The sequence below is a fragment of the Serratia sp. MYb239 genome (assembly GCF_002966855.1).
Lineage (GTDB): Bacteria > Pseudomonadota > Gammaproteobacteria > Enterobacterales > Enterobacteriaceae > Serratia_B > Serratia_B rhizosphaerae.
On record NZ_CP023268.1, the window covers coordinates 2,399,382 to 2,420,181 of the forward strand.

The 20,800-nt window shown below is 61.1% G+C and carries 18 protein-coding genes and 1 pseudogene; 17 read left to right on the forward strand and 2 right to left on the reverse strand.

Annotated features, from left to right (window positions below; genetic code table 11):
* Window positions 1-3: 3 nt before the first annotated feature.
* The 15 genes from CLM71_RS11550 to CLM71_RS11620 all read left to right on the forward strand — a co-directional run bounded on the left by CLM71_RS11550 (window position 4) and on the right by CLM71_RS11620 (window position 15,544).
* Window positions 4-594: a 3-hydroxyacyl-ACP dehydratase FabZ family protein gene (locus CLM71_RS11550; RefSeq protein ID WP_105231125.1), complete on the forward strand. Its 591-nt coding sequence runs from the start codon at window positions 4-6 to the stop codon at window positions 592-594.
* 18 nt (window positions 595-612) lie between these two features.
* Complete coding sequence (locus CLM71_RS11555) at window positions 613-939, forward strand: acyl carrier protein (RefSeq protein WP_105231126.1); 327 nt, start codon at window positions 613-615, stop codon at window positions 937-939.
* On the forward strand, window positions 936-2,189 hold the full coding sequence (locus CLM71_RS11560; RefSeq protein WP_105231127.1) for an aminomethyltransferase family protein: 1,254 nt from the start codon (window positions 936-938) through the stop codon (window positions 2,187-2,189). The genes CLM71_RS11555 and CLM71_RS11560 overlap by 4 nt, the downstream gene beginning before the upstream one ends.
* An 80-nt stretch (window positions 2,190-2,269) precedes the next feature.
* Window positions 2,270-4,828: a beta-ketoacyl-[acyl-carrier-protein] synthase family protein gene (locus CLM71_RS11565; protein WP_105231128.1), complete on the forward strand. Its 2,559-nt coding sequence runs from the start codon at window positions 2,270-2,272 to the stop codon at window positions 4,826-4,828.
* Window positions 4,825-6,051 (forward strand): beta-ketoacyl synthase N-terminal-like domain-containing protein, encoded by a 1,227-nt coding sequence (locus CLM71_RS11570; protein WP_105231129.1) that lies wholly within the window; start codon window positions 4,825-4,827, stop codon window positions 6,049-6,051. The genes CLM71_RS11565 and CLM71_RS11570 overlap by 4 nt, the downstream gene beginning before the upstream one ends.
* Window positions 6,044-7,096 (forward strand): hypothetical protein, encoded by a 1,053-nt coding sequence (locus CLM71_RS11575; protein ID WP_105231130.1) that lies wholly within the window; start codon window positions 6,044-6,046, stop codon window positions 7,094-7,096. The genes CLM71_RS11570 and CLM71_RS11575 overlap by 8 nt, the downstream gene beginning before the upstream one ends.
* Window positions 7,093-7,827, forward strand: coding sequence for a hypothetical protein (locus tag CLM71_RS11580; protein WP_105231131.1), 735 nt, complete (start codon window positions 7,093-7,095; stop codon window positions 7,825-7,827). Before CLM71_RS11575 ends, CLM71_RS11580 begins: the two co-directional genes overlap by 4 nt.
* Window positions 7,824-8,534, forward strand: coding sequence for an ABC transporter ATP-binding protein (locus CLM71_RS11585; RefSeq protein WP_105231132.1), 711 nt, complete (start codon window positions 7,824-7,826; stop codon window positions 8,532-8,534). Before CLM71_RS11580 ends, CLM71_RS11585 begins: the two co-directional genes overlap by 4 nt.
* Window positions 8,515-9,183 (forward strand): hypothetical protein, encoded by a 669-nt coding sequence (locus CLM71_RS11590; protein WP_158684810.1) that lies wholly within the window; start codon window positions 8,515-8,517, stop codon window positions 9,181-9,183. Before CLM71_RS11585 ends, CLM71_RS11590 begins: the two co-directional genes overlap by 20 nt.
* The gene (locus tag CLM71_RS11595; RefSeq protein WP_105231134.1) at window positions 9,180-10,505 is read left to right on the forward strand and encodes an FtsX-like permease family protein; all 1,326 of its coding nucleotides are present in this window, start codon (window positions 9,180-9,182) and stop codon (window positions 10,503-10,505) included. Before CLM71_RS11590 ends, CLM71_RS11595 begins: the two co-directional genes overlap by 4 nt.
* 18 nt (window positions 10,506-10,523) lie before the next feature.
* Window positions 10,524-11,276: an SDR family oxidoreductase gene (locus CLM71_RS11600; protein WP_105231135.1), complete on the forward strand. Its 753-nt coding sequence runs from the start codon at window positions 10,524-10,526 to the stop codon at window positions 11,274-11,276.
* A gap of 24 nt (window positions 11,277-11,300) precedes the next feature.
* Window positions 11,301-12,131: an outer membrane lipoprotein-sorting protein gene (locus CLM71_RS11605; protein ID WP_232251546.1), complete on the forward strand. Its 831-nt coding sequence runs from the start codon at window positions 11,301-11,303 to the stop codon at window positions 12,129-12,131.
* The gene (locus tag CLM71_RS11610; protein WP_105231136.1) at window positions 12,128-13,528 is read left to right on the forward strand and encodes a hypothetical protein; all 1,401 of its coding nucleotides are present in this window, start codon (window positions 12,128-12,130) and stop codon (window positions 13,526-13,528) included. The genes CLM71_RS11605 and CLM71_RS11610 overlap by 4 nt, the downstream gene beginning before the upstream one ends.
* Window positions 13,529-13,535: 7 nt before the next feature.
* On the forward strand, window positions 13,536-14,486 hold the full coding sequence (locus CLM71_RS11615; protein WP_234008643.1) for an ACP S-malonyltransferase: 951 nt from the start codon (window positions 13,536-13,538) through the stop codon (window positions 14,484-14,486).
* Window positions 14,487-14,491: 5 nt separating this feature from the next.
* Window positions 14,492-15,544 carry a hypothetical protein gene (locus CLM71_RS11620; RefSeq protein ID WP_105231138.1) on the forward strand — a complete coding sequence of 351 codons (1,053 nt, stop codon included), beginning with the start codon at window positions 14,492-14,494 and terminating at the stop codon, window positions 15,542-15,544.
* Between the two features lie 33 nt (window positions 15,545-15,577).
* On the opposite strand, the gene ggt is transcribed toward CLM71_RS11620, so the two are convergent.
* Entirely contained in the window at window positions 15,578-17,251 is a 1,674-nt protein-coding gene (gene ggt / locus CLM71_RS11625) for a gamma-glutamyltransferase (RefSeq protein WP_105231139.1), read from the reverse strand.
* A gap of 156 nt (window positions 17,252-17,407) precedes the next feature.
* Between ggt and CLM71_RS11630 the strand changes: the two are divergent.
* A pseudogene (locus CLM71_RS11630) lies at window positions 17,408-17,764 on the forward strand (LysR substrate-binding domain-containing protein); the annotation flags it as partial.
* 259 nt (window positions 17,765-18,023) lie between these two features.
* Window positions 18,024-19,280: an oxalate/formate MFS antiporter gene (oxlT, locus tag CLM71_RS11635; RefSeq protein WP_105231140.1), complete on the forward strand. Its 1,257-nt coding sequence runs from the start codon at window positions 18,024-18,026 to the stop codon at window positions 19,278-19,280.
* 69 nt (window positions 19,281-19,349) lie between these two features.
* Here oxlT and CLM71_RS11640 read toward each other — a convergent pair whose 3' ends face one another.
* Window positions 19,350-20,783: an NAD-dependent succinate-semialdehyde dehydrogenase gene (locus tag CLM71_RS11640; protein WP_105231141.1), complete on the reverse strand. Its 1,434-nt coding sequence runs from the start codon at window positions 20,781-20,783 to the stop codon at window positions 19,350-19,352.
* Window positions 20,784-20,800 lie beyond the last annotated feature (17 nt).

A 20,800-nucleotide genomic window follows, 5' to 3' on the forward strand; every position in this document is an offset into this window, starting at 1 on the left:
CGCATGCCTAACTATAACAAAAGTCTGGTTACCCCTTCGGTGCTGCTACGGATGGGCGCCTGGCGAGCACCTATTTTTATGGTCGACCGCATCGTGGATTTTACCCCCGGCGAGAAAGGCTCGATCACCGTGATCAAGCACGTCACCTTCAATGAACCGTATATTCCGGGGCATTTCCCGGATAACCCGGTGATGCCGGGCGTGCTGATCGCCGAGATTTTCGGCCAGGCCAGCGAGTATTTCAGCCTGCTGTGCGATTACTGCCAGCGCCATGAGCGGGAAACCGCAACGCCGCTGAAAAAGTTCGATGACGTGGCGCGTTCGCTGGCGAATGCCGAAGGGGTCGAGCGGGTGATGGCCGAGCGCCACCGCATTATCGGTTTTCTGGCGTCGCAGGACGTCAAGTACCGCCACGTGGTGAATCCGGGCGACACCATTGAGGTGCACAGCAAGCTGGCGTTCGCCGATCCCAACGGCTTCCACCATTACGAAGTGGAGGCCCGCGTCGGGCGTCATATCGCCTGCGCCGGCCGTATCGTCAATTTCCGCATCGACCGCAGCATTGCGGAAGCCAAGGGCATACAGATTAACTAACCGCGGGGAACCAACACCATGAGTAACACCGGGCTAAACGCCGTGATTGAACAACGACAACAGGTACTGGAAAAAATCAAGGCGGGTCTGATCGAGCGTCTCAACCTGTACCAGAACGTACAGCAGATTGATGACGATACGCCGCTGTTCGGCAGCGGGCTGAAGCTGGATTCGGTAGACGCCACCGAGGTGATCGTACTGCTCGATGAAACCTTCAATATCCGGGTGAAGGAGGGCGATGACCCTTCCTATATGCGCAGTGTGAACACCCTGGCGTCGTTTGTGATCGGCAAGCAGGGAGAAATGGCGGCAGCCAAGGCAGCAGAAGAGGCGGAAAAGGCATGAAACTGAGCGATATTCATCAGCAAAATGGCGCCATCATGGGCGAACGCAACGGCGTCGCCGTCCCACTGCGCTACTTCGACGCCGCCGCCGAGCACCAGGCGCTGCGTAAGAACATTCTACTGGTCGACTACTCGCATTTCGGCATTGCCAGCGTCAGCGGCGACAGCGCCTGGGCGCTGCTGAACCAGGTGGTGTCCGGCGATGTCTCCTCCATCCGTGACGAACAGGCGATGTACAGCCTGATCCTCGATCGCGACGGCATGATCGTCAGCGATCTGTATATCGCCTGCGATGATGAACGCTTCCTGCTGATTTCCGAATGGATGACCGGCGAGGCTCTGTGCCAGCTGCTGCGCGATCGGCTGGCGGGCAATGAGGAAGAGTTTGACGAGATTGAAACCATCGAGTCGCTGACGCCGGACTGGGGCACGCTGCACCTTGAAGGGCCGTACGCCTGGGAACTGCTGGCGGAGCTGTACGGTATGGACGTGATCGGCCTGCCGTTCCAAGAGCATATGCACGTTGACGAACTGATCCTGCTGCGCAGCGGCAAGCACGGCGAATTCTCCTACAAGCTGATGGGGCCGCGTGACGAACTGGCCGACGTATGGCGGCAGCTGCAGGAAGCCGGCGAGAAGTTCGATCTGCGCACCGGCGGTCTGGATTATCAGCGTCTGGCCCGCCTGGAGAACCCTTGCTGGGAGCCGGGGCTGTTCAATGACTACAGCCGCTGCCCGATCGAACTGCAGATGCAGTGGACGGTGCGTTATGACAAAGACCAGTTCACCGGTCAGGAGGCCATCGGCGAGCGCGTAGAGCAGGGCGTCGCCCAGCGCGCCGTCGGCATGACCATCGCCGGCCGCAGTGAACCGATGCCGCAGCGCGGCGATAAAGTGCTGCTGAACGGCGAGTGCATCGGCGAAGTGATCGTCTGCGACTACTCCACGGATCTGGAGGCCAGCCTTGGCCGTCTGATGCTGCGCAACGCCTGGGCCTGGGCGGATATCGACTGCTATCAGGTGCAGTGCGGCGACGCGCTGGTGACGGTGAACACCGCTGCGGTGCCGTTCGCCCGCAACTACAGCTTCCTGATTAACCCGTCGGAGCACAGCTACGTCGACAGCACGCGTCCGCGCGATCTGCTGCAGCAGTTTGAATGGCAGCGCATCAAGGAAGAACAGGAAGCGGCGGAAAAAGCCGCGCAGGAGCAGGCAGAGCAGGCATCGGCCGACAAGCCGCCGCAGGCCTGACGCTCACGACGCGCCCGGTTCGGGGCGCGTCACCCTTAATTCGGGTGTGCCGACACGCAAGACATGACACGGAAGACATTATGACTGTTACTCGCAAACGCGTGGTGATAACCGGGATGGGGCACCTCTCCTCCATCGCCACCAATGTGCCTGAGTTTAAGCAGGCGCTGCTCAATAAAACCTGCGGTATTAAACCGAGTGAAAAGTACCTGGAATGGTTTGAAGACGCCAACGCTTCGGAAGTGCTGCAGCCGCTGAGCTGGCCGGGACTGTCCGACGAGATGGTTGCTTCGCTGGATAACGCCGCGCTGTGGGCCTATAAGGTGGGCCATGAAGCGCTGGAGCAGGGGGAACTGCCGCCGGGCGCGCTGCGTGACAGAACGGCGTTAATTATCGGCGTCTCCTCGGCCGGCACCGAAGCCTTTATTCCGCTGATCGAGCAGCGTATGGAGGCGTTTTCACTGCAGAAAGCCATCATTTCCGGCAGTTTCGCCTCGTGCAGCGCCATTGTCTCTTCGCTGCTGGGGCTGAAGGGCGGCTTTGAACTGGTCGCCACCGCCTGTACCGCCAGCACCAACGCCATGGGCATCGGCTATGACCTGATCCAGAACGGCAAGAACAGCACCGCGCTGGTGGTGGGCACCGAACCTATCTATCTGCCGACCTTCGCCGGCTTCTATGCGCTGCATGCCATGAAACGCACGCCGTCCAGCCCGTTCTCCGGCTCGCCGGGCATGTCGATCGGCGAAGGCGCCGGCGCGCTGCTGCTGGAAGAGTATGAGCACGCGCTGGCGCGCGGCGCGACCATCTATGGTGAAATGGTGTCGTACGCCACCTCCTGCGACGCCTACCATGAAACCGCGCCGGATCCGCGCGGCGAGGGCGCGGTACAGGTGATGCGCCACGCGCTGCAGAATGCGGCGCTGACGCCGGAAGATATCGGCTATATCAACGCGCACGGCACCGGCACCGAGGCCAACGACCGTTGTGAAACGCTGGCGATGAAGAAAGTGTTTCCCAACATCATGGACATTCCGGTCAGCTCCACCAAGGCCTATGTCGGCCACAATATCGGCTCCGCCGGTATCATTGAGCTGATCGCCTGCTTCCTGACGCTGCCGGAAAACAAAATCCTACCGACGCTTAATTTCACCACCCCCCGTCCCAACTGCGATCTCAACTACGTGCCTAACGAGTTCCAGGACGGCGACGTCAGGTTGTTTATGAAAAACAACTACGCCTTCGGCGGCAATAACTGCTGCGTCATCGCCAGCGTAAAGCCGGAGCAGAGTCCTCCCAGCGTCTACGCGCCGAAGCGCGTGGCAATCACCGGGATGGGCGCGGTCAGCGCCGCCGGCCACACGCTGCAGGCGATGCTGCAGCGTATGTGGCAGCAGCAGACGCCGGACAGTCTGCAACCGCTGCTGCTGGATGAGGAGACGCGTGAAGAGTTCCGGCAGATGCTGGGTGCGGTCAACCAGAACAGTGAATCCCGCGCCTTCCTGAACCAGCGCTTCGCCGGTATGGACATCGACGCCGAACTGGACAAGGCGACCGGCTTGCACCAAATCACCGGTCTGGATCCGCGCAAGACGCTGCGCCGCTTCGATCCGCGCAAGGCCAACCTGATCAGCACCTTTGCGCTGCTGGCGCTGACTCAGGCGATGAACGACGCCGGGCGCAAAATCAAACGCGACGGCCAGACGCTGGGCATGATACTCGGCATGTCCAAAGGCCCGCAGGCGACGGTGGATCGCTATCTGCAGAGCCTGTTCCCGGATCCGACCAAAGTGCGGACGTCGGAATTCCCCGGCTCGCTGATGAACGCCATCTCCACCTTCTGTTCCATCTCCGAAGGCATCAAGGGGTATAACACCTCGCTGGCGACCGGCATCAACGCCGGATTAGGGGCGCTGACCTATGGTTACGAGCTGGTGCGTCAGGCGCTGCAGCCGCAGGTAATCGTCGGCGGCGCAGATGAAAACATGAGCACCTTCGCGGTGTATCTGCAGGCGCTCAGCGGCGATCTGCAGCTGACCTGCGATGCGGCGGCTTTTCAGGTGTACAGCAATCATGCACAAGGCTACATCCCCGGTGAAGGCGCGGCGATGCTGCTCCTGGAAGATCTGCAGCATGCTCAGGCGCGTGGGGCGCATATTCACGCCGAAATCATCGGCTACGGCAAAGACAACGACGGCAGCTTCTTTGATCCCCATGATGTTGTGGCCCGGTCGGCCTCGCTGTCGCGCGCCATCGGACAGGCGCTGCAGGAAGTGGCGCTCGAACCGCATGAGTTAGATCTGGTGTGCGGCACCAGCGACGGCACGCCGCTGCGCAATGCGGTGGAAGTCGACGCGCTGCGCCGTAGTCTGGGTGAGGCGCGTCGCAAGGTGCCGTTGGTCAACTATAACGGCTGGTTCGGTCTGGTCGAATCGAGCATTGGCCTGCTCAATATCGCCGTGGTCAGTGAAATCATGCGGCGCGGTGAAATCCTGCCGATTCCGTATACGCAGGAATTCTGCGCCGAAGATTTCCACTTCGTTAACGCGCCACTGCAGCAGACGGTGAATACGGCGCTGGTGATCGGCGCCACAGAAGGCGGTAACCACTACGCCGTGGTGCTGAGGAAGGCAGCGTGAAACCGCGGGTGATAGCCAGCGGCTGGGGGCAGTGCAGCCCGCTGGCGGCGGATTTTCCGGCGCTGATTGAGGCGATTTCCGCCGGACGCTGTGCGACGGGCACCCCCTGGTTCGACAACGACGATGACTGGCAGAACCTGCGGCTGGGCAGTAATCCGCATACGGTGCACGCACCGCGCGCTGACGCCGAGCCGTGGCAGCAGCTGCAGCCGGTGATTGACGAGGCGCTGGCGATGGCCGGCCTGCAGGCGTCCGCTTTGCAGGGGCCGCGCGTGCGGGCATTCCTGGCCGGCAACGGCATGCGGCCGAATATCGCCGACTTTGCCGGCTACCAGGATCGCAATGACGGGGAAGATTTGCTGTTCTTCCCGGCGATCAAACGGCTGCATGCCGACAGTTACGCGCAGGACGCGCTGGCGCGCCGCTTTGTCGACACTTATCGCCTCGACTGGCCACCGACTTCGGTGTACAGCGCCAGCAACTCCTCGCTGACGGCGCTGCATCTGGCACAGGCCGGCATTGCCGCCGGCCGGCTCGATGTGGCGCTGGTGGCCGGCTGGCTGAAGATCGTGCTGCAGGATGTGGTGTTTATGGGCGGGCAAGGCATGCTCGGCAATGGACAATCGCAGCCGTTCAGCAATCAAGACAACAGCGTATTGCTGGCCGACGGCGCGGTGGCGTTGGTGATTGAAAGTGAAGATCACGCCAGACGGCGCGGCGTCACGCCGGCGGTCGCCATCCGCAGTTCGGTGTGCCGCCAGAGCAGCGGCGGGCGCGGCGGCGCCTTTACCGCCGATTTTCGCACCATTGCGCAAACCATCGACAGCGCGCTGCTGGCGGCCGGGCTGACGCCGCAGGATATCGCCTGCGCACTGCCGCACGCCAACGGCACCGTCGCCGGCGACAAGGCCGAAGCGATGGCGCTGCAGAAAGTGTGGGGCAAAGGCGGCATTCCGGTCGTCAGTTACAAAGGGCAGGCGGGCTATGTCGCCACCTGCAGCGGCGTGCTGGACTTTATGCTGGCGGCGGATGCCCTGCTGCAGCGGCGCCTGCTGGCCGCCGCCGGCCGTCATCCGGTCGACGCCGCTTTACCGATCCATGTGCATATGGACGCGCCGCCGCTGCCTCTGCATACCCCGCACCTGCTCAAGTCCGGCATCGGGCTGGATGGCTCGGTGATCGCCATGGTGCTCTCAGACTGCCGGGAGAGCCCCCATGAGTAAACCGTCTGAACGTCAGATACCGGCGGACGCCGTCCGCCTGGCCGGTTTTTCCCTGCTGGAGCCGAACACGCTGCTGCAGCGTTTTCAGCCGACTTGGTTCAACGTCTGGGAGGCGTCGCTGTATAAAAAAGCCAACGCCAGATCCGGCAGCCGCCAGTGGCTGCTGCGCCGCTTCGGAATTGATGATGCGATGCTGCCCGCCGAGGCACTGCGCAAAACCAATTACCGCGACTGGCTGAACGGCCTGGGCGACGCCTGCCATCAGGCGGTGGCGCAGTTGGGCGCCAAAGGTGAATTTCAGCTGCGCCATGAGCGTAATGCGTTGCTGTACGTCGACGCCTGGGGAGAAACCACTACCTTTGAAGAGGTCAACAGCTGGCGCGATGCGCTGAGCGTCGACATCCTGCCGAAAAATATCGTGCGCGACTATGGCATCAACGGCTTCAGCGGCAAGCTGCGCGGCGAGCGCAACGGGTTAATGAGCGCGCTGCTGATCGCGCAGGACATGCTGAACAGCGATCTCAGCGACAACGTGATTATCTGCGGCCACTTCCGCAGCATCCCGGTGCTGACCTTCTCGGAAATGCAGCGTTATGCCCGCGCGCGCGGCGGTACGCAGAGCAACAGCCAGGCCAGCGTAGAACGGATCGGCTGCCTGATCCTGAAAAAAACCGCCCCCGGCGGCCCCTGGCTGCACCTTAGCCGCTATCTGCGGCTGCCGGACTCGTCGCGCCAGGCCGCGCAGTATCTGGCGGACAGCTGGCTGCAGCATTGCGGCGCCAATACCCGTCAGGTACTGGGCGTTACGCCGCCGGCCGGCGCGCTGCGTCAGCTGCAGCAGCAGGCGTTCGATCGCCTGCCCGTTACGCTGGCACATCGGGCGCTGAACGAACTGTACGGCGACAGCGGCTGCATGAACCCCGCGCTGTTTTGGCGCTATCTGCAGCAGTTCCCGATGCCGCCGGGCCATGCGCTGCTGAACGTGCTGGATGGCCAGGACGGCGCCTGGTTGCTGGAGAGCTGGCTGACGGAGGCGATGCCGTGAAGAAATACGGCTTGTTGATGCTGATCGCCGCCGCGCCGCTTTCGGCCGCGCCACGGCCCGATTACCAGGCGGTGTACCACATCCTGCCGCTGCGCGGCGACGTGCCGATCGGGGAATACCGCGTCAGTCAGCGCTGGCAGCCGGACAGCAATAGCTACCTGCAGCAGGCCAGCATTCAGTTTCGTTGGCGGGTGCTGCTGCGCTCGCACCAGTACCGCTACCGCGATGAAGTGCGCTACGGCGCCGACGGCGGGTTCAGCTACCGGATTGAAGAAGATAACGACGGCAAGACGCGTCAGGTCATCGGCCGCTGGCGTCCCAATGAAAGAGCGTTGACGCTGGCGACACGGTACGAGCGGCGTCAGGAGGCGAAGACGGTAGCGAAAGAGACGTTTGATTTCCCGCTGTTCGCCCTGCGCTTTCCCAACCCCTGCTCGCCGCAGCAGGCGGGGACGCAGCGCAGCCACCGGATGCTGATGCCGATTGACGGTGAAGTGGTGCAGGTCGAGAGCCGTTATGTCAACGTCGGCGATTTTACGCTGCCCGGCGACAGCGCCGTGACCATAGGGCTGTGCCAGATCGTCAGCAGCGGCCCGCGACGGGACGCGAATCACCGCTCCTGGGTCAACCGGGACGGCTATCTGGTGTACGAAATCTCTGCGGATTACCGCCTGCGGCTGGTGCCGGAGGCATCCCATTTACCGCCCAACGTTCAGGAAAAAGGATTATGACGATACACGCTGCACAACCCTTGCCCGTGGTGTCCCTGCAACAGGCCAGCAAACGCTTCGGCAAAGGCCCCGGCGCAATCACCGCGCTGGCGGCGATCAGTACCGAGATCCATGACGGCGAGTTTATCGCGCTGTGCGGGCCGTCCGGCAGCGGCAAAAGTACGCTGCTGAACCTGATGGCCGGCATCGACTATCCAACCGGCGGCCACGTCTATCTGCTGGGCAACGATCTGGCGACGCTGAACGATAAACAGACCGCGCGTCTGCGTGCCGACGCCATCGGCTTTGTCTTCCAGTTCTTCAATCTGCTGCCGGTACTGAGCGTGTTCGATAACGTCTATTACCCACTGATGCTCAACGGCTTCAGCCGCCGCGTAGCGCAGGATCAGGTGATGGACATGATCGAGAAAGTGGGGCTGGTCGACCACTACCGCCGCCAGCCCGGCGAGCTGTCCGGCGGCCAGCAGCAGCGGGTGGCCATTGCCCGCGCGCTGGTCAAGCGCCCGCGGCTGATCGTCGCCGACGAACCGACCGGTAACCTGGATACCCGCACCGGGCAGGAGATTGTCGATTTGCTGCTGACGATGAATCAGGAGCTGAAAACCACCTTTGTGATTTCGACCCACTCGCTGAAATTGCGCGATCAGGCCAGACGCGTGCTGGAAATCAAGGACGGAGAGCTGAAAAATGACTTTCACAATGCTTAAGCATTACGGTGTCACAATATTATTGGCCATCGGCGTCAATGCTTCTGCCGCCGACCAACGCGCCGCGCCGGAGAGCGGGCGGCTACAGACCATTCTGACGATTAACGCGCAGGCGCCGATCGCCGATCTGAACCGCGCCACCGCCAGCCTGAAGGCGCAGTTTGAGCAACATGCGGATTACAGCGTCGGCAAGATGTTCTATGGCTACGGGCAGCTGTTTATCGCTACGGATTTTTTAAAGAAAAAGAACTACCTGCGCGCCGCCGAATCCTCCAAGCTGGGATTTTTCTACATTGATGAGGCGGCGGAAACGGATGACGGCGATTGGCGTCTGCGCTTTTTACGGGCGCGGATGGACGCTTTCGTACCGGCCAGCAACGGCCGCTGCGTGGTGGCGGTAAAAGATACCGACTATCTGCAGCAGAGCGCATCGCTGCCTGCGCCGCTGCGGCCGATGGTCACGCTGATGTCGGCGCGCGCGCTGGAGACCTGCAAGCAGCAGGAAAAGGCCGCCGCCGCCTGGACGGCGCTGGGCAGGCAGGGTGAAGAGGGGCAACGGCTGTTGGCGCTGCGCAATCAGCCAGCACCGGCGTGGGCGCCTGCGGAGCTGAGCCTGGTGATCCGGCCGCTGACGGAGGGCGCGTTATGATGAATATCCTGTTCTGGATCTCCAATATCATCATCGTGTATGCGCTGTTGGTGGTGGTCGTCACCGCGCTGCGCAAGCCGACCGATATCCGTTACACCTTCCTTAACCTGTTCCGCCAGCGCCGTCGCTCCGGCGTAACGCTGCTGGCCATCACCCTGGGCGGCGTGGCGGTGTTTATTTTCGGCGGTTTTGTCGACTATTCGTTCTGGGCGCTGCGGGAGCAAACCATCCGCACCAACCTCGGGCATATTCAGCTGTATGAGAAGGGCTACCTCACCGGCGGCGCCAATAATTCGCTGCAGTACACCATCAAAAACTATGACGAGGTGAAACGGCTGCTGCTGGCGGATGCGCAGATCGCGCCGCAGATCGCCACCGTCACCGGGCAGCTGGCGTTTTCCGGCATTATTTCCCAGTACGATACCGGTACCTCAACCTTCTTTACCGGCGTGGGCATTGAGCCGGAGACGTCGCTGGTGCTGGGTTCGCTGGATCGCATTGTTTCCGGCAGCGATCTGTCGCGCGTGGAGCAGCAGGACATCACCGTCGGCTCCGGCATCGCCAATGCGCTGTCGGCCGGCTACAGCGACTGGGTGGATATGCTGGTGGTGAACCCGCAGGGAGGGCAGAACGCCATGTCGTCTCAGGTGCGCGGCGTGTTCCAGTCCGGCATTAAAGAGTATGACGACACGGCGATCAAACTGCCGCTGAAAACCGCGCAGCGACTGCTGCAAACCAGTGATGTCAGCAAGATCATCATCATGCTGCAGGATACCGAGCGGACGCCGGCGGTGCTGGCGCAGATCAACCGGCTGATTGAACAGCACCAGTTGCCGCTGGAGGCGCGCTCCTGGGACGATCTGGCGGTGTTCTACCACCAGGTGGTGAACCTGTTCGAAGGCATCTTCCTGTTTATCAAATCCATCGTCAGCGTGATTGTGGTGTTTATGATCGGCAATACCCTGATGATGAACGTGGTGGAGCGCACGCGCGAAATCGCCACGTTGCGGGCGCTGGGGTTAAGCCAATCTTATATCGGCCGCTTATTCGTACTGGAAGGCATCATTATCGGCATTATCGGTTCGGTGCTGAGCGTCAGCTTCGGCATTCTGATCGCCTCCATCATCAATATCAACGGCATTCCGATGCCGCCGTCGCCGGGCTATACCCAGGGCTATCTGGCCTTTGTCATGTGGGATCAGGACATCAACCTGTTCTGGTTCTCCTGCGCCTTGCCGCTGGTGACCGCATTGATTGCCTCCATTATTCCGGCGCGTCGCGCCTCAAAACTGGTGATCGCAGAAGCGTTCCGTTTCGTTTAACACTCAGGGAGAACATGAATGACTAAAGGACAAACCGTACTGATTACCGGCGCAGGGCGCGGCATCGGCATGGCCGTGGCGGAAACGCTGGCGGCGGAAGGCTATGACCTGATCCTCAACTATCGCAAGGATCAGGGCAAAAGCGCCGCCAACCTGCAGCGCTTTCAGGCGGCGGAAACCCGCGTCAAGGTACGGTTGGCAAAGGCCGACATCGGTGAAACGCGTGATATTCAGGAGATGATGAAAAAGCTGCGGGCAGACGGCGTGGAACGCATCAATCACCTGGTGCTAAACGCCGCCGCCGCGCCGTTCAAAGGTTTTATGGAGATGACGCGCAGCGACTGGAAGCTGCTGTTCAACACCAACCTGATCGGCAACACCGCCTGCGTGCAGGAAGTGGCGCCGCTGATGAAAGACGGCGGCACGATTTGCGCCATTTCCAGCATGGGCAGCCAGCGGGTGTTGCCGAAATATCCGCTCGGCATCGCCAAATCGGCGCTGGAGAATCTGGTGCGCTACCTCGAAGTGGAACTGCATCCGCGCAATATCCGCGTTAACGGCGTGTGCGCCGGCATGGTCAACACCGATATGTCGCAGTTTCTGAAAGATCTGTGGCCCTCGCTGCACGACCGATACGAGCACTTGCCGCGCCGCTGGCTGCTGGAGCCGCAGGAAGTGGCGGATATCGTCTCGTTCCTGATTTCCGATCGCTCAAGCGCAATACGCGGCACCACGCTGATCGCTGATTTGGGCATGTCGCTGGAAGCTTAACCCCTATTTACGGAAGAACAGGCCATGAGAATTTCGATTATCGCCGGCTGGCTGCTATGCGGCATGTCGCTCAGCGTATGGGCCGATGAGTCATTGCCGAAATCACTGGATCGCACCGAACTGGAGAAACTGACGCAGGAAGACCAGCGTGCGCGCGACATTATCCGCAACGCGGACCGGGTCAGGGCGCCGGAGCAACCGTTCCGCTATACCCTGACGCTGACCGAGCACCGCGGCGGGCGCGATCTCACCGAGAACCAGCAGGTGCTGGATGTTTCGATGCGTTTTTATAAACCGTCGGAACGCTATGAGAAAGGCGACGCACGTGCGCTGGTGCGCTTTGTGTCGCCGGCGCGCGATCGCGGCAAAGCGCTGCTCTCCGATCTGGACAAGATGTGGTATTACGCCCCCGACCTGCGGCGGCCGATTCCGATATCGCGTCAGCAGCGGCTGATGGGGCAAGTCTCTAACGGCGACGTGGTGGCGGCGGACTTTGATTATTCCTACATCTCCACGCTGGTCGGTGAAGAGGCCTGCGGCGACAAAACCTGCTACAAGCTGACGCTGAAGCGCCGCTGGCCTTATGTGACTTACCCGGCGATCGACTACTGGGTGGAAAAGGACACCGGCAACCCCAGCCGGGCGGACTTTCTGTCGGCGGACGGCGTGCTGATCAAACGCTCTTATTACCGCGATTACCAGCAGGCGCTGGGCCGCCTGCGGCCGGGCACCATCGTGGTGGAAGACGCGCTGCGCAAGGACAATTACACCACCATGCAATACAGCAATCTGGAGCTGGAGTCGCTGCCGGAGAGTAATTTCCAGAAAGAGTACCTGATGAGACTGAACGGATGAACCGCGTCAACCGGCTGCCGCTGGCGGGGCTGATGCTGCTGGCCTGTGGCGGTAACGCCTGGGCGGCGGCGGAGTGCCGGCTGCAGCGCGGTTTCGCCGGCGTGGAGGGCGTGGCGGCGCTGACGTCCGGTTCGTTATGGAAGTTCGACGACCCGGCGTTTCGCAACAACGCCATCGCCAACCTGTATCTGACGTCGGTGGCGCGCTGCACCCTCGGCGAAACGCTGAGCATCAAGGGGCAGGCCAGCGGCGCCTATACGCAGCAGGCGCGCCGGCCCGGTGAGCTGGAGGATAAACGGCAGCAGGGCGTGGCAATCCTCAACGAACTGGTGGCCAGCCTGGCGGTGCGCGATAACTTCTATCTCGATCTCGGCAAACTGCGTCATACCAGCGGCTATCTGTTCTCACGCGCGCCGCTCGATCTGCTGCGCAACGTCAGCGGCGGATTGCGCACCGCGCGGGTGTACGCCACCGGCGACAGTTGGCGCGGACTATACGATGAAGGCAGCTACGGCGCCGGCGGCACGCTGTACCGCAAAGAGGGCACCTATACGCTGGCGGTGCTGCCGCGGCTGAAGCGTTTTCCGCCGCGGCGCGAGGCCGCGTCGGAATGGGATGCGCTGCTGCGCACCAACGGCAGCGAGCGCTATTACGCCAGTTACACCTCTACCGGGCTGAACACATTCAACCCGACGGTATCGCTGCTGGCGGGCCAGCAAAAAACGCTGGCGCTGGGAGCCAGCGGCAATCTGACCGATAACCTGATCCTGAGCATTGAGGGCGCCGTGTCCCACGGGGAAACCTGGCGACATCTGGACAGCCGCTACGCGCGTGACATGCGTGAGGATCTGGCGTATCGCGAAGAAGCCTACCGGATAAACGGCAAGGGCATTGAAGGGGAGATCGGCGTCGGCTTGCGTTATACCACGGCCGAACAAACGGAATTCGGCGTGGAATACTATGGCCAAAGCCAGGGGTACAGCCGCAGCGAATGGCGTAATAACACTGATACCATCAGGTTTATCAACGGAGGCTATGCCGACCGGCTGGATCCGTTCTGGCTGCCGGTGGTGCGCGACAGTTTTCAGCAATATTCACGCCTGATGGCGGCGGAAACCACCAACGTCAGCCGCGGCGGCAACCTGTTCGGCAAACACTATCTGACATTTTATACCCGTACCAACAAGGAACGGGTCGGGGAGATCGATTGGTCCGTGTCGAGCATGGCCAATCTGGTCGATTACAGCACGGTACTGAATGTGCATCTCCGCGCGCCGATGAAAAACAATATTGAATTGTACGCTGGCGCCGTCGCCAGTATTGGCCGCAGGGACAGCGAATTTGGCATCTTTGGCGAAAAAGGGAATCTGTATGCAGGTATGCGAATCAGTTGGTAATCGTTTTATGGCGTCCACGCTGGCCGAGGGCTGGATGGTGATTTTTCCGGGGCAGGGATCGCCGACGATCGGCATGGGCGGCGATGTATGCGATGTTTCACCGGGCACCCGTGCGGTGTGGGATTGCGCCAGCGATATCTCCGGTATCGACATGCGGAAACTTTGTCAGAAAGGGCCGATGACGCGGCTGACCAAAACGCTGTATCAGCAGTTGGCGGTCACCACGGTTAATACGGCGATGCTGACGCTGCTGCGCGAACGCCATACGCTGCCGGAAAGCGGCTATGCCGGCCACAGCGCCGGCGAATACAGCGCGCTGTACGCGGCCGGCGTCATGAATCTGGAAACCCTGTTCCACGCCGTCAGCCGGCGGGCCGCCATCATGCAGCAACTGGCGGAACAGCGCAAAGGGGCGATGTATGTGGTGAAACCGTACGAGTATGCGGCACTGCGGCGGCTGATCGACGAGATGCAGTTGGGCGATCGGCTGAATGTCTGCTGCGACAACGGCCGCCAGCAGCAGGTGGTCGGCGGCGAGGTGGCGGCGCTGAAAACGCTGATCAATCAGCTGGCGCGGCAGGGCGTGACCACCATCAAGCTGGCGGTTAACGGCGCCTGGCATACGCCATTGATGGCGGAAGGCGTGGCGCAGATGCGTGAAGCGCTGGCAGTGCTGCCGTTCTCCTCGCCGAGCTGCCCGGTGATTATGAACCGCAGCGGCCGGGCGGAATACGCCATCGCGCAGATTAAGGAGAACCTGGCGCATCACCTGACCGATACCGTCCGCTGGCGCGACAGTATGGATCTGTGGTCAAGCATGGGCTACCGCCGTTTTCTGGAGATCGGCAATAAAAAAATGCTGGGCCATCTGTTGCATGAGCACTATGCCGCAGAAAGCGGGCATGACATTCAGCATTACTATCAGCTACAGCGCGACACGCAGCGGCAGGCAGGGTAACGCGGATGATCCCGAATTTTGATACCTTCAGCACGCGCTACCTGCGGGCGGCGCGCATTCCTGTCGTACTGGTTTCTGCGTTGCTGACCTCATCGCTGCTGCGCAATGTGATCGATATCAGCCTGTGGGAGATGCTGGCCGGGCTGGGGACGATTTGTCTGTCGATCGTCTGGAGCATGATGCGTGACGGGCGCGGCTACTGGGTTTACACGGTCTATACGATGCGGGTGTACGAAACGCCGGAGGAGATCGCACGGCGTATTGAACACCTGCCGCTGGGCGGCGCGTCCAGGCTGTTTTATCAGCCGCTTGGCGCTTCGCTGGTGACGCTGGGCGTGGTAGTGGCGCTGAGCCTGGCGGCATGGCTGTGCGGACCGCAGTACCGTTATCCGCTGATTGGTCTGTTGGGCGTGGTGCTGCTGCCGGCAGTGATGTTATGGCAGTTGTATCGTTCCATTCCCTTTTTAATCCGTCAGGCGATGATGATTCATAAAGATAAAGCAAGCCATACGCCGCGGCCGCGGCGTTTACCGGGCTGTCTGGCGGAGGATCTGCTGCTCGGGCTGCTGATCAACTTTGCCCTGGTGCTGCCCATCGGCCGTAAGGCCGAGTTCAGTCTGGCGGCCGGTTACGGCAATCCGGCGTTTATCGTCGCGTTTATGATTCTGTTGACGATAGTGATGCTGTTTATGTTCTTCTTCGCCATCCGCCCACGCCGTTATGTGCTCCTGGGCGATATGCTGATCGGCAATATTGCTGCGGACTTCGCCCCCTGCGCGCCCTGGTCGCTGACTGCCAGGCTGACGCGCCCGTGGCGGCTGGTTATCTGGCTGGTGGTGGTAGCGCTGTGGAGCGTGGCGATCTGCCTGCTTTTCCAGGCGATGGAGCTGCCGCAAAGTTTTGTGCCGTTTTATCTCTGCAGTCTGCTGCCTATCGTGCTGATTTACTGTGCCGAGCGTTATCAGGCGCTGTATGACAACTACCTTGAGGCGCAGGAGATGCGGCAGCGCTATGAAACCGTCGCGGCGGCCGTCAACGGCAAGCTGAATAAAGCGTAATGACCACAGCCCGGCAGCTGCCGGGCTGTGCGTTTACTTGGCGACCACCAGACCGGTGCCGCGACCGCGCGGATCCGAAGCGGTTTCCGGCGTGTCGTTATTGACCCGAATCACCTGAATATCGCCCATATTCCAGCCCTGATCTTCCAGCGTATAGCCCATCGTCTTCAGCTGTGCCGCCACCTCGCCGGTTAACGGCGCGAAGCTGTCGAAGTAAATGGTGTCTTTCGGCAACAGCTGATGATGCACCCGCTGTGCCGCCACCGCCTGCTGCAGCGGCAGGTGATAGTCATAAATATTGTTCAGCACCTGGAAAATCGAGGTGAAGATCCGCGAGCCGCCCGGCGTGCCGATCACCAGCGTCACGTTACCGTCGCGGGTGACAATGGTCGGGCTCATCGAGGAGAGCATGCGTTTGCCCGGTTCGATGGCGTTGGCATCGCTGCCGACCACGCCAAACGCATTGGCGACGCCGGGCTTGGCGCTGAAATCGTCCATTTCGTCATTCAGCAGGAAGCCGGCGCCTTTGACCACCACGCCGCTGCCAAAGTCCCAGTTCAGGGTATAGGTGTTGCTGACCGCGTTGCCGTCGGCATCCACGATGGAGAAGTGGGTGGTTTGGTGGCTCTCCAGCCCCGGCCGCACCTTCTCGGTGGCGGAGATCGCCTGCGGATTGACCTCTGCCGCACGCTGCTGCAGATAGTCAGCGGCGATCAGTTTTGCTACCGGCACGTCGCTGAAATCCGGGTCGCCCAGATAGTCGGCGCGATCGGCAAACACCCGCTTCTCAATTTCTGCCAGCAGGTGGATATAGCGCGCCGAGTTCAGCTTAACACCGATAAAGTCTGCCGCGCGGTCTTCTTTAATGCCCAGCAGCTGCGCCAGCGCGATACCGCCGGAGCTGGGCAGCGGGGCGGTATACAGGGTGTTGCCGCGCCAGCTGATTTGCATCGGTTCGCGCCACTTCACCCGGTAGTCTTTCAGATCCTGTGCGCTGATCAGCCCGCCGTCCTGTTGCATCTGCCTGAGCAGCAGGGCGGCGGTTTCCCCCTGATAGAAATCCGCCGCGCCTTTATCGGCAATTCTGGTCAACGTTTTCGCCAGCTCCGGCTGTTTAAACACTACGCCCGGCTGCATCTTGCCAAAGTAGTCGCCAAAGTTGGTTTTGCCGGCAAACAGCTTATTGGCGTCTTCACGGTATTGATACTGCTGGCCGGCGACCTTAAAGCCCTGTTGCGCATAGCCGATGGCCGGCGTCAGCAGCTCCGCCCACGGCAGCTTGCCGAATTTCTTGTGCGCCTCCCACAGCCCGAGCACCGTGCCCGGCACGCCGGCGGCCTTACTGCCGATCAGGCTGAGGTTCTCAATCACTTCGCCTTTTTCATTCAGGTACATGCCTTTGCTGGCGGCCTTTGGCGCGATTTCACGGTAATCCAGGAAGTAGGGTTTGCCGTCGACGTACAGCGTCATAAAACCGCCGCCGCCAATATTGCCGGCCTCCGGATAGGTCACCGCCAGCGTAAATGCTGTCGCTACTGCGGCATCCACCGCGTTGCCGCCGGCCTTCAGGATCTGTGCCGCCACTTTGGCGCCGTATTCATCCGGTGCGGCGACGGCGCCGGCGGTGAGATCCGCCGCCAGCAGCGGGGTACTGGTCGCCATGATGGCGGCGCTGAGCGTCAGGATTTTGAACAGACGAGTCTGCATAATGATTCCTTGTAGGGTAGATTCTTATTAGGTTTTTCCTTACCGGACAGCAGCCTGCAGAGCGGCGCCGCGATCGGCCTAAAGAAAGTAGCAGCAGAAACGGCAGGACGCCGGATGAAGGTCGGGTTTCGTGATATGGCGCAAATGGAAGAATGGCACGGCACGCCGCAGCATCCGCATGAGCTGATTCATCACCGCTGCATCGGCTGGCGTAAAGAGCCTGGTGCCTCTCCCTACCGCTGGGAGTTTGCCGAGCAGGGGCGTGATTTTGATGTGGCCGTCAATCCTCAGCTCACCACGAACGATATGGGCGTGATGGTGCGCACCGCCTGCGCAGGCGGCGGTATCAGCTTTGGCATGGAGGAGACCTTTCTGCCATACCTCGCACGCGGTGAGCTGGTGACGCTGCTGGATGAATGGCTACCGACTTTCCCCGGCTTCTATCTTTATTTCCCCAGCAGAAAATATTTGGCGCCGAAGCTCCGGGCGTTTATTGATCATGTGAAGATGTAATAGATTTAATTAATAGACATAGTGATATTTTTCATTAATGGAAAATAAGCACAATCTGGCTGCACTAAAATAACTCCCGCTGCACGCCCGCAGTGAGTTTATGCCGCAAAGAAATAGCGCACACCTGCTGTTACCCACTGTTTAATAATGACTTATTAATAGTGGCATGCCTGATGCATACCTCTGTGAGCACGCTTATTCAATATAACGCATCGTTGCCTGCGCCAAATAGGGCGCCTGGCCTTTTGCCGGAGGAAATATGACTACGCTTAACCTTCCCGTCGTTGTCAGCGCACGCACCAAATGGATTCAGTTATTTCTTGGGCTGGTCTGTATGGCGTCAATATCCAGCCCGCAATATGTCTGGACATTATTAACCCGTCCGCTGGCGGAGAAAATAGGCGTGGGCCTGGCGGAGCTGCAGGTGACTTTCTCGCTGCTGATTATCCTGCAAACCTTTTTCTCCCCGTTTCAGGGCAAACTGATCGACCGCTTCGGCCCGCGCCGGTTGATCGCTATCGGTACGCTGCTGTCGGGGCTGAGCTGGGTGCTGGCCTCGCAGGTCACCAACCTGACCGGGCTGTATCTGGCCTATGGCTGCCTTGGCGGGCTGGGCACCGGTATCGTGTATGTCGGCGTGGTCGGGCTGATGGTGCGCTGGTTCCCGCAGCAGCGCGGGTTCGCCGCCGGTGCGGTTGCCGCCGGCTACGGCATGGGCGCCATTCTGACCACCTTTCCGGTAGCGAACAGTCTGGCTGCGTACGGTCTTGAACACACGCTGTGGCTGTTCGGCGCTATTTTTTCGCTGGTCGGGCTGCTGGCCAGCCAGGGGCTGAAAGCGCCGCTGGACGAGGTGACAGAGCCGGCCAGCCGTTTTGTGGCGCAGTCGTCGCGCCAGTACCGCTCCGGCGAGATGCTGCGCCAGCCGCTGTTTTGGCTGATGTTTGCCATGATGGCCATGATGTCGACCTCCGGCCTGATGGTGACCTCGCAAATGGCGATATTTGCCCGTGACTTCGGCATCGCTGACGTGGTGGTGTTCGGCATGGCGGCGCTGCCGCTGGCGTTAACGCTCGACCGCTTTACCAACGGCCTGACGCGGCCGCTGTTCGGCTTTATCTCCGACCGCTACGGCCGGGAAAAAACCATGTTTATCGCGTTTGCCCTGGAAGGATGCGCGATGACGCTGTGGCTGATGTCGCGCGATAACGCCGTACTGTTTGTGCTGCTGTCCGGCGTGGTGTTTTTTGGCTGGGGCGAGATCTTTTCGCTGTTCCCGTCAACGCTGACGGATACCTTCGGCAGTCGGCATGCCACCGCCAATTACGGCTGGTTATACATGTCGCAGGGCATTGGCTCCATCCTCGGCGGGCCGCTGGCGGCGCTGATGTATCAATATACCGGCGGCTGGCATCTGGTGTTCGGCTGCGCCATTGCGCTGGATTTTATCACCGCCGGCCTGGCGCTGTGGGTGCTGCAGCCGTGGCGCCGTCGTTTTATGCAGCGGCAGGCGTGACGGAAAACGGGGATAAAAAAACCGGTTAGCGAACGCTAACCGGTTGTGTATCGCACGGGCGAGGGTAAATTAACGGCCGGCGACGGTGACGAAGCGGGTTTCCAGATAGGCTTCGATCGCTTCGCTGCCGCCTTCGGTGCCGTGGCCGGAGTCTTTCACGCCGCCGAACGGCGTTTCCGGCAGGCCGAAGCCGATATGGTTAATGGTCAGCATACCGCTTTCGACATCGCGACCCAGCGCGTTGACGGTGGCGATGTTGCGGCTGTAGGCATACGCCGCCAGCCCGTAAGGCAGGCGGTTGGCTTCAGCGATGGCTTCGTCATAGTCGTTGAACGGACGCAGCAGCGCCACCGGGCCAAACGGCTCTTCCGACATGGCGCGCGCGTTCAGCGGCACGTCGCGCAGTACGGTCGGCGCAAAGAAATTACCGTTGCCGGCCAGACGCTTCCCGCCGGTGGTGAGCTTGGCACCCGTGGCAATCGCGTCCTCAACAAAGGTCTCAATCGCGTCGACGCTGCGGCCCAGCACCATTGGTCCCATGGTGACGCCGTCCTCCTGGCCGTTGCCCACCACCAGTTTATTCACTTCGGCGGTAAACTTCTCAACGAAGGCTTCGTAAACGCCCTGTTGGATCAGGAAACGGGTCGGGGCGATGCACACCTGCCCGGCGTTGCGGAACTTGGAGGCCGCCAGCTCTTTGGCCGCGGCATCCAGATCGGCATCGTCGAAAATCAGCACCGGCGCGTGACCGCCCAGCTCCATGGTGGCTTTTTTCATATGCTGGCCGGCCAGCGCCGCCAGATGTTTACCGACACGGGTGGAACCGGTGAAGGAAATTTTACGGATGGTCGGATGCGGGATCAGGTATTCGGAGATCTCCGCCGGCGTGCCGTACACCAGGCCGATAACGCCGGCCGGAATGCCGGCGTCGACGAAGGCCTGAATCAGCGCGGCCGGCGAGGCAGGGGTCTCTTCCGGGCCTTTGACAATGATCGAGCAGCCGGCCGCCAGCGCGGCGGACAGCTTGCGCACGATCTGGTTAATCGGGAAGTTCCACGGCGTGAAGGCGGCCACCGGGCCGACCGGCAGCTTCAGAGTCTGCTGCTGAACGTCCTGCTGGCGCGACGGAATGATCTGGCCGTAAGTGCGGCTGGCTTCGCCGGCGAACCAGTCGATCACGTCGGCGGCGCCGAGGATCTCGGCTTTTGCCTGCGCGACCGGCTTGCCTTGCTCTGCGGTCATCACTTTGGCGATATCACCGGCGCGTTCACGCAGCAGCACCGCCGCCTGACGCATAATGGCGGTGCGGCGGTGGGCGGAGGTTTCACGCCACAGCTTAAAACCGCGCTCGGTGGCGGCCAGTGCCAGCTCCAGATCGGCTTCGCCGGCGTGCGCCACCTGGCCGATAACGGCATCGGTGGCCGGGTTGGTGACGGTCAGGGTTTTACCGGCGACGGCGTCGCGCCATTCACCATCGATAAATAATTGCGTATTTGGGTACATATGGCCTCTTTTTAATG